The organism is Bacillus sp. JJ664, assembly GCF_036962205.1.
Lineage (GTDB): Bacteria > Bacillota > Bacilli > Bacillales > Bacillaceae_G > Gottfriedia.
In genome coordinates, this window is the sequence record NZ_JBALMS010000157.1 from 1 (window position 1) to 11,414 (window position 11,414).

Genomic DNA, 11,414 nt, shown 5'->3' on the forward strand with positions numbered 1-11,414 from the left:
CTCAATAGCCTCTACACCTTTAGTAGAAACATACCTTAACATGTCATCAAAACTTTGATCGGAGAATAAAACTGTAAAGACACCTAATTTCAATCAAAATCCCTCCTTAATTATAATTATCAGAATATACTGTTATGTAATCCGTTACATTTCTAACATATATAAATTTTCCACGTAAATCAATAGTTTTATTTAGTTTAAAATATTTTATTGACAGATAATTCAGAACATATTAACATAAAAATGTAATCGATTTCAGAAGATTATTTACAGTGATTTTACAGAAAGTAGGATAAAAAGATGGCAAACATCCAACAGGTTGCTAAACAAGCAGGAGTTTCTGTAGCAACAGTTTCAAGAGTATTAAACGGACAGAACACAGTTTCCTCTAAAACAAGAATTAAAGTAGAAGAAGCCATTCATAAATTAAATTATGAACCAAGTATGTTAGGGAGAAATTTAAGAAACTCCGAAAGTCGAATTATCTTAATTTTAATTCCTACGATCTCAAACCCATTTTATTTGGACATTATCAAAGGTATTGAAAATATTGCGATCAGCCAAAATTATAATATTTTACTTTGTGAAACGGATTCAAATCCAGAGAAAGAGAATATTTATTTTGACCTAGTTAGGAAAAAGATGGCAGATGGGATTATCTCAATGGATCCTGCTGTTAATGTAGACACATTAAAAAAACTAGCAGAAAATCATGCCATTATTCAATGTAGTGAATATGGAGAGGACAGTGGCATTCCTTATGTAACAATCGATAATGAGGAAGCTTCTTATCGAGCAGTGAAACATTTAATTAAAATAGGTCACTCAAAAATTGCACTAATGAATTCTGATGAAAAATATTTATATGCAAGACAACGTAAAAAAGGCTATCAAAAAGCACTAGAAGAGCATGGGATTACCGTAAAGGATGAATATATCATTCATACACAGCATTTAGGATTCGAATACGGCCAGCAGGCAATGAAAAAAATTTTAAACATAGAAGATCGACCTACTGCGGTCTTTGCAGTATCTGACCTTTTAGCTATTGGCGCATTAAAAGAAATCAACAGTAATGGACTTCATGTTCCAAATGATATTGCAGTAGTGGGTTTTGATAAAATTGATTTTTCAAATATGACAAATCCTACTCTAACTACGATTTCACAACCAATGCATAAAATGGGAACTGTTGCAGCGAAAATGTTAATCGATCAGATCAAGGGTGAAAAAGTTGAAAGTATCATATTAGATCATGAATTAGTGATTCGTGAGTCTACATCGGGTTAAATCGATTTAAGGTCAGCGCTCTGTTATTAAAAGAGGTTAATAGTAGAGCGCTGACCTTAAATGTAATCGATTACATAAAAGGGGAGTTTATTAAACAAATACTAAGGGGTGAATGGTTTTGAGAAAATTACTAGTGGCTGGAATGTCTTTAGTAACAGTATTTGGGTTGGTAGCTTGTAATGATAAAGGCAGTAGTGTTGGTGGAAAAGAAGACGATAAGTTAAAAATCGGTATTTCTTTACCATCTGCAACACATGGTTGGATGGGTGCATTAATTGATAGTGCTGAAAAGCAAGCAAAGGAACTAAAAGAGAGTGATGGTATTGAGTATGTAATGACCAATGCAACAGATCCAAATAAGCAAGCAAATGATGTTGATGATTTAATAGCACAAGATGTAGATGTTATTGTCATGCTTCCAATTGAGTCTGCTGCACTTACTCCAGTTGGTCAAAAGATAAAAGATGCTGGTATTCCTTTAGTCATTGTAGATCGCGAGTTAGAAAATGATGCTGCGACTGTTGTTGTAAAAGGAGACAATGAAGGGATTGGCGTTAACGCTGGTAAATACTTTGTTGAAAAGTTAAATGGCAAAGGAAAAGTAGTTGAAATTACAGGGCCACCAAGTTCTGTTACAGAGCAACGAGGTTCTGGTTTTAAAGAAGCAATGGAGTCAGCTGGTGGCATAGACGTAATCGCTTCTCAAAGTGGCGACTTTTCTACTGAAAAATCTTTAGAAGTAATGCAAAACATTTTACAAGCCCACCCACATATTGATGCAGTTTTCACTCAAGATGATGGTATGGCACTAGGTGTACTACAAGCAATTAAAGAAGCAGGACGCAAAGATATCAAATTCATTACAGGTGCCGGCGGTGGTAAGGCTGTATTTGATAACATGAAGGAAGATGGTTTAATTACAGCAACATTCCTATATTCTCCAACGATGGTCGCTGACGCGGTAAAAATTGCAGCAGATATCGCGCAAGGTAATGACCCAGAAGAAAATATAATCGTAAAAGAAGCAACTCAAGTTACAAAAGATAATGTTGAAGAGTACTATAACCCAGATTCTAAATTCTAAATAATCGAGAGGAAATACAATAATTGTCGATACAGATATTGTATTTCCTATTTTCCTATAAAGGAGGGATCATGCCATGTCTACGAATCCTTTAATGACAATGAACAGTATTGAAAAATCATTTAACGGTATCCCGGTATTAAAAAATGTTTCATTTCAAGTTGAGAAAGGTGAAATTCATGCATTATTAGGTGAAAATGGAGCGGGAAAATCAACATTAATGAATATTCTTGGTGGCGTTCATCAACCGGATAAGGGATCAATTCATATAAATGGAATCGATCGTAAAATGATAAATCCAAGAATATCTCAGGAACATGGAATAAGCTTTATTCACCAAGAATTAAATGTAGTCTCCGATCTAAGAGTCTATGAAAATATGTTTTTAGGTTCTGAACTTCGCAACAAAATAGGTTTTTTAAAAGTAGAAGAGATGTGCAGCAAAACTAGTGAGATATTAGCAAAACTAGGCGTTGACATCAATCCTAAAGAATATGTTAGAAATTTTGATACCTCCTATAAACAATTGATAGAAATATCAAAGGCACTATTACATAAATCCACTCTAATTATTATGGATGAACCTACAGCATCTTTAGCAGAACATGAAGTAAATCGATTATTTGACCTAATGAAAAACCTAAAGAATTCTGGTGTTTCTATTATTTATATTTCCCATAAACTTAAAGAAATTAAAGAAATCTGCGACCGTTATACGGTCTTACGTGATGGTGAAGTTGTTGGAACTGGTAGTATTGAAAATGAAAACTTAGATTCAATCACGAAACTTATGGTAGGAAAATCTATTTCAGAAGATCGAATCGTCCAAAACAGGACATTTGGTCCAATATTATTGGAAGTTAAAAACCTAACCAGTCAAAGACTATTTAATGATATAAATTTTTCAGTTCGTAAGGGAGAAATTTTAGGTTTTACTGGTCTAGCAGGTGATGGTAGAACTGAACTTTTTGAAAGCTTATTTGGCTATCGAAAAAAATACACTGGTGAGATTCGGATCAATAACCAGTTGGTAAAAATAGATCATCCACGTAAAGCATTAGTAGCAGGTATGGGACTTGTTCCGAAAGATCGAAAAGAAAATGCGATCATAAAAGATTTAAGTGTCATTCATAATATGAGTCTTTCTTCAATTGGGCATTTTGAAAATGCAGGGTTCATCCAAGAAAAGCTTGAAAAGGAGAAATTCGAATATTATAAGAATCAATTAAACATAAAAGTACACAATCCACGGATTACAATTGACAAGTTAAGTGGTGGGAATCAACAAAAAGTGATTATTGCTAAATGGCTTGAAGTAAATACAGATATTATCATTTTTGATAACCCAACTCAAGGAATTGATGTTGGAGCTAAACAAGAAATTTATCAACATATCGTTTCATTAGCTGAACAAGGTAAAGCTATTGTCATTCTTTCATCAGAAGCTCCAGAGGTATTAAAGATTTGTCATAACATTAATGTGATGTATCAAGGAGAAATAACTGCACGATTCAATGGAGAAGAAGCGACTGAAGATGAAATTATGAGTTATGCAACTGGATCGAAAAGGGAGGTCGAAAAAATTGGCTAATGTAGTATTAAACGAGAAAAATCCTCAAACATCAAACGCAAAAAATCGCCTCTCTTGGCTTTGGTCGGAGTACAGCGTTATTATTGCTTTTTTAATCATTTTTATCGCAGCATCGATTATCAATCCAAGATTTATTGATATGAATAACCAACTCAATATTTTAATGCAAGTTTCAATTATTGGGATTGTTGCATTAGGAATGACGATTGTCATGCTTTCAGGTGGAATCGACTTATCCGTAGGCTCAGTACTAGTATTAGTTGGTGTTTGTACGGTGTTAGCTTTAAATGCTACTGGTAGTATATTTGTAGCGATCCTAACTGCACTTTTAGTAGGTCTATTTGCTGGATTTTTAAATGGATTAATGGTTGCAAAAGGAAGAATTGCTTCATTCATTGCAACATTAGGGATGATGGCGGCTGCTCGTTCAATCGCCTTGTATATTACTGAAGGCGGTAGCATTTCTGGAAAAGTAACTGGATTCACTGCAATCGCAAATAATAATTTAGGAATGATCGATTACCCAATTATTATTTTCTTCGTAATGACAGCCCTTGTTTTTATATTGATGCACAAGACTCGATTCGGACGATATGTGTATGCAATTGGTAGTAACGAAAAAGCTGCACTTCTGTCAGCTATAAGAGTCGACCGCGTTAAAATCGGCGTTTATAGTTTGGCAGGCTTATTAGTCAGTGTAGCCGCAATCATTGAAGCATCTCGACTAAATTCTGTTTCTTCTTCTAGTACAGGAGTTCAATATGAATTAGATGCAATCACTGCAGTTATCATTGGTGGTACAAGAATGACTGGTGGCCGTGGGAAGATTATCGGAACATTTTTTGGTGTTTTAATTTTAGGTATCTTAAATAATATGATGAATTTAATGAATGTCTCTCCTCATCTACAAGGATTTGTAAAAGGTTTAATCATCATCATTGCAGTGGTTTTCCAAAAGAAAGAATAGGAGGGGTAGCTAAATATGAAAGTAGGTATTATCGGATGTGGTTCAATTGCTAAATTTCGTCATGCCCCTGAATATAAAGCCAATAATTCTGTAAATGAAATCGTATTCTATGATCGAAATATCGAGCGAGCAAAAAATTTAGCGAACATGTTTGAAGGACGGACAGTTAATTCTGTAGAAGAATTATTAGCGGATCCTTCTATAGATGTGATTAGTGATTGTTCCTCCAATGAACAGCATCATGTATTTACTACAAAAGCTTTGCTAAACGGAAAGCATGTATTATGTGAAAAGCCGATTTCTCTTACAATTGAACATGCTAAGGAAATAGTAGACGCCCAAAAGTTATCTGGGAAAAAATTGATGGTAGATCATAATCAACGCTTTACACGTGCACATCAAAAAGCAAAAGAAATCATCCAATCTAAAGTATTAGGAAAAGTTCTCACCTTTAGAACGACTTTTGGACACGCGGGACCAGAACAATGGGGTGTAAATAAATCAAATTCAACCTGGTTCTTTAAAAAAGAGCGTTCAGGACTGGGGGTTGCTGGAGATTTAGGTATTCATAAAGTTGATTTAATCCATTACTTACTTGATGACGAAATCGCAATGGTTAGTGCATTTCTGGGATCACTAGATAAAGTCAATGAAAACGGAGAACCAATCGAGGTATGCGATAATATTGTATGTAGTTTAAAAACCAAAAAAGGACGTTTAGGTACAGCATCGTTCTCATGGACTTATTATGGAGAAGAAGACAATAGTACGATTATTTATTGTGAAAAAGGGATTATCAAAATATACAATAGTAATGATTATCAAATAGAGGTCATTACAAAAGATGGGGAGAAGGTTAATTATCAACTTGAAACGATTCAAACAAATGATAATCAAACATCGAGTGGTGTAATTGATGCTTTTATTAAATGTATACAGCTTAATGAGGACCCACTTGTGACAGGTGAAGATGCCCTTTCTTCACTAAAAGTAATATTAGGTATTATTGAATCAGCTGAAACAAATAGTGTAGTTACGATATAAGTACTATAGGAGCATAATCTACTGTCTGATGATAATCAGGTCAAAGTTTTACATTCACACAAATATTGAAAAGCATCTTTATAAAATAGAAAAAAGCATGGAATTTAAAAAATTTCATGCTTTTTTGCTTTCCAATCATTATCAATTTTTATAATATTTCTAAAACTCACATATAAATATTAGTTTTCTAAAATGATAGAACCCTTACAAGTAGGAAATAATAGATAGAAACACATTTTTCATTGTTTAGTAGTTTATTTTTGAGGCAAGTCCGTAACTACTTGAATATCATATTCTATCACACTATTGAAAGGAAGTGACTCTATGAATAATGATATTTTAGGGCTTGTAACGAATCTACTTAAAGATACGGATCTAACAGGTGTTATTAACGATTTGAAAAAAAATAATCCTAACATCGGAAATAGTATTAATACTAGTAACGTGAACAATTCATTAATTCAACGTATCGAACAACTGGAAAAACAATTGATAGAAAGAGAGACTCAGCTTACATTATTAATTCATGAAATACAAGAAATAAAGAATTCTATTGAATCTATTAACCAACAAAAAAGTTGGTTTTCAAAATTCAAGAAATAAATATTATGACAAAAATCACTACTTTTTGACTATGATATCTATCTATTCAATTCTATTTATTTTGCATATCTTGTCTACTATAAGGGACAACCCCTTATCTATCATATTTTAGATAGAGAGGAGGGGGGGAATATGAACATTAATGTTGTAACAATCCTTATCGTAATTGTTCTTCTAGTTGCATTACTTTTAGCAGTATTGCTTGGTACTCCAGAAGAGCAAAATGCAATTCTACAAGCTATTGCAACGATTTTAGGCTTGTAGAATTAAAATTTAAGGTGGTTACGTTTGCTCCTTAAACTAGAGTAGATCATGTATCTACTCTTTTTTTATTTATATATCTAATTCTATTAGTAAGTTTAGATACAACTATTTTAATAGAAAGTAGTAATGAGTTAGGAAGTTAATGTCTTGGCCTATCACCACATCAATGCTTGTCCCATAGTATAGAGAGAAAGGGATAGGAAATCTATCGAAAAGGAAGCTATATTCTCATTTTCTATCATTTTTTTATTTTTTTGAGAGGGGGGATATATGATGGCTTCCATTCAAAAAAGTGTAGATTCTTCCAGTCTAGCTGAAGTAATCGACCGTATTCTTGATAAAGGTATTGTTATTGATGCTTTTGTAAGAGTATCGCTTGTCGGTATTGAGCTTTTGGCAATTGAAGCTCGAATTGTCATTGCAAGTGTTGATACTTGGTTACGGTATGCAGAAGCAGTTGGACTACTAAAAGAAGAAGAAGTGGTTGCTTAAGTAATTAGGGGCCAAGGCATTATTGCTTTGGTCTACTTTTTGATACCAGGGAGGCAATAATGATCATTATTACAGTATTAGAAGTAGTTAAAACATTTTTTGGACAGCATATCCGACCAGTTCATAGAATTACAAATGTCCAGTTTCATGAAAAAGGCTGGGAGATTACCGTCGAAGTTATTGAAGAAAAGGAATATATGAAAGCTCATGCCAAAGATGAATTAGTTGGAGTTTATTCTGTTAGACTTAGTCAAGAATTAGAAGTTGAATCATTTCAAAGAAAATCATTGCGTGCTAGAAGCGCAATAATTGATAGCTAAGGTGGTTAATCTGGAAAAAAACTATATATTATCTCCTTACTTACATGGCTTAACAAATAGGGTTCTTTCATATTTACAATCCGGATTTTCTGTCCATCTGATAGGTCCCCCCGGTACAGGAAAAACATCACTTGCCTTGCATATTGCCAAACAAATGGAAAGACCTTTTGTATTACTCCATGGTAATCATGAAATGTCTAATATGGATTTACTGGGGAGTTTTAATGGGTTCAGCAATAAAAAAATTATTGATAACTACATTCACTCCGTATACAAAAAGGAAGAAACCATTAAAGAAACATGGATAAATGGCCATTTAATTGAAGCTGCTACAAAAGGATTTACATTGATTTATGATGAATTCAACCGCTCACATCCAGAAACGAATACTCTATTCTTATCGATTTTAGAAGAAAGAATTATCCCGCTATATGGGATGAAAAAGAAAGAATCTTTTTTGCCAGTTCATCCTAACTTTTGTGCAATTTTTATCAGCAATCCAAAAGAGTATGTTGGCGTGTTTGATGCACAAGATGCATTGCTTGACCGGCTGATTACCATTCAATTAGAAGAAATGGATATGAAAACAGAGTGTGCTATTCTTTCACAAAGAACTGGAATTTCAGAAATGGATAGTCTTTATATCGTAAAACTAGTGCAAATATTACGTAATCAATTCAGTACTTCTCATCCTCTTAGTCTACGAGCATCCATCAAACTTGCCACTATTGCGAAACAAAATAATATTCCGATCACCATTCAAAATCAAGAATTTCAGGAAATATGTGTAGATATCTTTTGGTTGCTTCTCACGGAATCTGGTCAAGTCCAAACTATCTCTCAGGCAAGACGATTGATTGTAAAAACGATAGAACAACACTTGGAGGGAAATTAATTGAGAAAAGGAGTTTATCTATTTTGTATCATCCAATCAAAGGATGATCCTGATTTTGGTTTCATAAATTGGGAAGGTATAGAAACAAAACTGTATACTATCCGTTTTCAAGATATTGTTATGATTGTTGCAAATGTTCCCCGGCAAGAATACCTTCCTACCCGCGCAAATGTACTAGCACATCAAGGAGTTGTATCTTTGGTCATGAAACAATTTCCTGTTATTCCAATGAGTTTTAGTAATGTACTCTCATCGTCGGAAGAGTCTCAATTATTATTAGAAAAAATGTATATCGAACTGAAAACGATTTTTCAAAAAATAACAAATAAAATTGAAGTTGGTTTAAAAATAATTGCTCATAAGGAATGGCTCGAAGAACAAATACAAAAGAATGAGGACATACAAAAATTAAAGGCAAAAATAAACCGAGAGAAAGAAGCAGCATTTTATGACAAAATAAAACTTGGAGAAAAAACAGCAAATATTTTTTATGCACTGCAACACCATATACACAATGAAATATTTTCCGAGCTCTCTAAACTAGCAAATGCGTCTAAATCAAACCCTCCTATATACGAAACGATGCTTCTTAATGCGGCATTTTTGATTGACCTTCAACAGGAACAAATATTTGATGAAAAAGTAAATGAGCTTTATGAATTATGGAAGGACAAAGTAGATTTTAAATATTCAGGGCCATGGCCTGCTTACAACTTCATTCAATTAAATATAAAAGCAGGTGATAAATTGTGATTTTTAAAGCATTGGTTTTCCCTATCAAATCAGTCATCTTATTAGGTGAAAAAATAAAAGAAGAAGCAGATCGTGTTTTTTATGACACACAAGCGATTGAGAAACAATTGATTCGACTTCAAATGATGTATGAATTAGGTGAAATCCCACTTAACCTATACGAACAACAAGAAGAAGAGCTTCTTCAACGATATCAATTAGCAAAAACTAAAGAAAGGGAGGTGGACATATGAGCATCTATTTATACGGTTTGCTACCGACAATACAATTGAAGCAAACACCTTTTCGCGCTGTAAAAGGAATAGATAAACTCAATACTTGTATTGAAACTTTTGAAGAAGTATCTGTAGTATTCTGTCGTTTAACAGATGAAGAATTTGCTGAGCCAGTGTTACAAGTTAAGATGAAGGATCCAAAATGGATCCACAAACAAGCGATGCATCATCATGAGACGATTGTAGCATACTCAAAAAACTATCTATTTCTCCCTACTAAGTTTTGTACGATATATTCATGTGTCGAAAAACTAAGAGAGGATATAATGCAGAAGCAAACCGATATCGTTACACTTTTTGATAATTTAAAGGAAAAAGAAGAATGGAACGTAAAAATGTATTATGAGAAATCACGATTTTTTAAGCATTTTGAGGAACATAGCAATGTAATAAAAATAATGAAAGATGACTTAAAACATCTTCCACCGGGAAAGCAATTTTTCATGAAGAAAAAACAAGGTCAAATGATTGAGATAGAAGCACAAAATGAGTTGCTTTTGCTTTCACAAAACTTGGAAAACTTGCTCCTAAAAGAAACGGTTGGCAATAAAACAAGAGAAAATTGGAGTCGTAATGCAACGGGGAAAAACATGGATATGATCTATAATAGCACCGCCCTCGTTCCAATAGAAAAGATTCAGAGATTTGAAGAGCTTATAAACGAGTTTGTGCAAATGTATGAAGAAAAAGGAATTTCTATCGAATTATCAGGTCCTTGGCCATTCTATCACTTTGCTAGCTTGGATGATAGAACTGTATGAAAAATAAAAATTACAATATCACGATTTTAGATATTTTAGACGGTGTTTTAGATAAAGGAATCGTTATTGCAGGTGATCTTATTATTTCTATTGCAAACATTGACTTGGTATATGTGAACCTTCGTTTGTTTGTGACAGCTGTAGAATCCGTTATGAAAGTAAGGGGGAATAGTAATGGATGTGAATCATGGGTTAGCGGAACGAATCAACATGAATCCGAATGATGTAGAGCAGGGACTGGCCCAGCTAGTTCTTACGATTCTGGAATTGCTTCGTCAACTAATAGAAAGACAAGCTATTAAACGAGTAGAAGGCGGTACTCTTACAGAAGAAGAAATTGAAACACTCGGAACTGCACTAATGAATTTAGAAGTAAAAATGGAAGAATTAAAGGTTGTTTTTGGCCTTGAAGGAAAAGATTTAAACATTGATCTTGGTCCGTTAGGAAATTTAATGTAAGAAAGGAGATATCCATGCAGCATTCGGCGCAGTCTACTAACATATTAGAAATATTAGAGAAAATTTTAGATAAAGGGATAGTCATTGCAGGAGATATTAAAATTGCCTTGGCAGATGTTGAATTACTCACGATAAAAATTCGACTGATTGTCGCTTCAATAGATAAGGCGATGGAGATTGGATTGGTGGCAGGACGATCCGTATTTTTCTTCTCATGCAAAAGGTAAGCTTTTGAATGAGCGGATTAATCGAATAGAAGAAAAACTTGGTATACAAGAAAATGACTAGACTAGGCAAAAAGCCTAGTTTTTTTTATGTTATACACATTTTCAGGTGATTGGAAGACTTTAGCATATAAAACTTCATTACTACGTGACGCTACCTATTTTCATTTAAATAGCACCTTTCCAGTATTGTAATTGAAACATAATTTAAAGAAAATGAAATATCAAGATAATATCAATACAATAATGAAATACTATAATGGAACATGTTGCTTTAAATAGTTGACGTTCTCTCACATCTGAAAAAAGTATTATCTTTCTTATATAGCGATGAAATTTAGATTTATAAGGTCATATTTAGGATAAAGAGTAGTTTGTCAGTCTCATATACA

Annotated in this window: 15 protein-coding genes and 1 pseudogene; all 16 read left to right on the forward strand. The window is 33.4% G+C overall.

Features of this window, described 5'->3' with window-relative positions; translation table 11 throughout:
• Positions 1-300 precede the first annotated feature (300 nt).
• The 16 genes and pseudogenes from V7056_RS18810 to V7056_RS18885 all read left to right on the forward strand — a co-directional run bounded on the left by V7056_RS18810 (position 301) and on the right by V7056_RS18885 (position 11,086).
• Entirely contained in the window at positions 301-1,290 is a 990-nt protein-coding gene (locus tag V7056_RS18810) for a LacI family DNA-binding transcriptional regulator (protein ID WP_499703925.1), read from the forward strand.
• A gap of 112 nt (positions 1,291-1,402) precedes the next feature.
• The gene (locus V7056_RS18815) at positions 1,403-2,374 is read left to right on the forward strand and encodes a substrate-binding domain-containing protein (protein WP_499703926.1); all 972 of its coding nucleotides are present in this window, start codon (positions 1,403-1,405) and stop codon (positions 2,372-2,374) included.
• 76 nt (positions 2,375-2,450) lie between these two features.
• Positions 2,451-3,965: a sugar ABC transporter ATP-binding protein gene (locus tag V7056_RS18820; RefSeq protein ID WP_499703927.1), complete on the forward strand. Its 1,515-nt coding sequence runs from the start codon at positions 2,451-2,453 to the stop codon at positions 3,963-3,965.
• Positions 3,958-4,932: an ABC transporter permease gene (locus V7056_RS18825; RefSeq protein ID WP_499703928.1), complete on the forward strand. Its 975-nt coding sequence runs from the start codon at positions 3,958-3,960 to the stop codon at positions 4,930-4,932. Before V7056_RS18820 ends, V7056_RS18825 begins: the two co-directional genes overlap by 8 nt.
• Before the next feature lie 15 nt (positions 4,933-4,947).
• Complete coding sequence (locus V7056_RS18830; protein WP_499703929.1) at positions 4,948-5,976, forward strand: Gfo/Idh/MocA family protein; 1,029 nt, start codon at positions 4,948-4,950, stop codon at positions 5,974-5,976.
• Positions 5,977-6,300: 324 nt separating this feature from the next.
• Positions 6,301-6,579, forward strand: a complete 279-nt coding sequence (locus tag V7056_RS18835; protein WP_499703930.1) for a hypothetical protein — start codon at positions 6,301-6,303, stop codon at positions 6,577-6,579.
• A 132-nt stretch (positions 6,580-6,711) separates the two neighbouring features.
• The gene (locus V7056_RS18840) at positions 6,712-6,843 is read left to right on the forward strand and encodes a hypothetical protein (RefSeq protein ID WP_499703931.1); all 132 of its coding nucleotides are present in this window, start codon (positions 6,712-6,714) and stop codon (positions 6,841-6,843) included.
• A 273-nt stretch (positions 6,844-7,116) separates the two neighbouring features.
• Positions 7,117-7,335 (forward strand): gas vesicle protein GvpJ, encoded by a 219-nt coding sequence (gene gvpJ, locus V7056_RS18845; protein WP_499703932.1) that lies wholly within the window; start codon positions 7,117-7,119, stop codon positions 7,333-7,335.
• 59 nt (positions 7,336-7,394) lie between these two features.
• Positions 7,395-7,655, forward strand: a complete 261-nt coding sequence (gvpO, locus tag V7056_RS18850) for a gas vesicle protein GvpO (protein WP_499703933.1) — start codon at positions 7,395-7,397, stop codon at positions 7,653-7,655.
• On the forward strand, positions 7,645-8,550 hold the full coding sequence (gene gvpN, locus V7056_RS18855) for a gas vesicle protein GvpN (RefSeq protein WP_499703934.1): 906 nt from the start codon (positions 7,645-7,647) through the stop codon (positions 8,548-8,550). The genes gvpO and gvpN overlap by 11 nt, the downstream gene beginning before the upstream one ends.
• A complete protein-coding gene (locus tag V7056_RS18860) occupies positions 8,551-9,303 on the forward strand; it encodes a GvpL/GvpF family gas vesicle protein (protein WP_499703935.1) in 753 nt (250 codons plus the stop codon). It begins immediately after the preceding gene.
• On the forward strand, positions 9,300-9,536 hold the full coding sequence (locus tag V7056_RS18865; protein WP_499703936.1) for a gas vesicle protein GvpG: 237 nt from the start codon (positions 9,300-9,302) through the stop codon (positions 9,534-9,536). The genes V7056_RS18860 and V7056_RS18865 overlap by 4 nt, the downstream gene beginning before the upstream one ends.
• Positions 9,533-10,339 carry a GvpL/GvpF family gas vesicle protein gene (locus tag V7056_RS18870; RefSeq protein ID WP_499703937.1) on the forward strand — a complete coding sequence of 269 codons (807 nt, stop codon included), beginning with the start codon at positions 9,533-9,535 and terminating at the stop codon, positions 10,337-10,339. The genes V7056_RS18865 and V7056_RS18870 overlap by 4 nt, the downstream gene beginning before the upstream one ends.
• Positions 10,336-10,563: a gas vesicle protein gene (locus V7056_RS18875; protein WP_499703938.1), complete on the forward strand. Its 228-nt coding sequence runs from the start codon at positions 10,336-10,338 to the stop codon at positions 10,561-10,563. The genes V7056_RS18870 and V7056_RS18875 overlap by 4 nt, the downstream gene beginning before the upstream one ends.
• The gene (locus V7056_RS18880) at positions 10,514-10,798 is read left to right on the forward strand and encodes a gas vesicle protein K (protein ID WP_499703939.1); all 285 of its coding nucleotides are present in this window, start codon (positions 10,514-10,516) and stop codon (positions 10,796-10,798) included. Before V7056_RS18875 ends, V7056_RS18880 begins: the two co-directional genes overlap by 50 nt.
• Before the next feature lie 8 nt (positions 10,799-10,806).
• Positions 10,807-11,086: pseudogene (locus tag V7056_RS18885) on the forward strand (gas vesicle protein).
• The last annotated feature ends 328 nt before the right edge of the window (positions 11,087-11,414 follow it).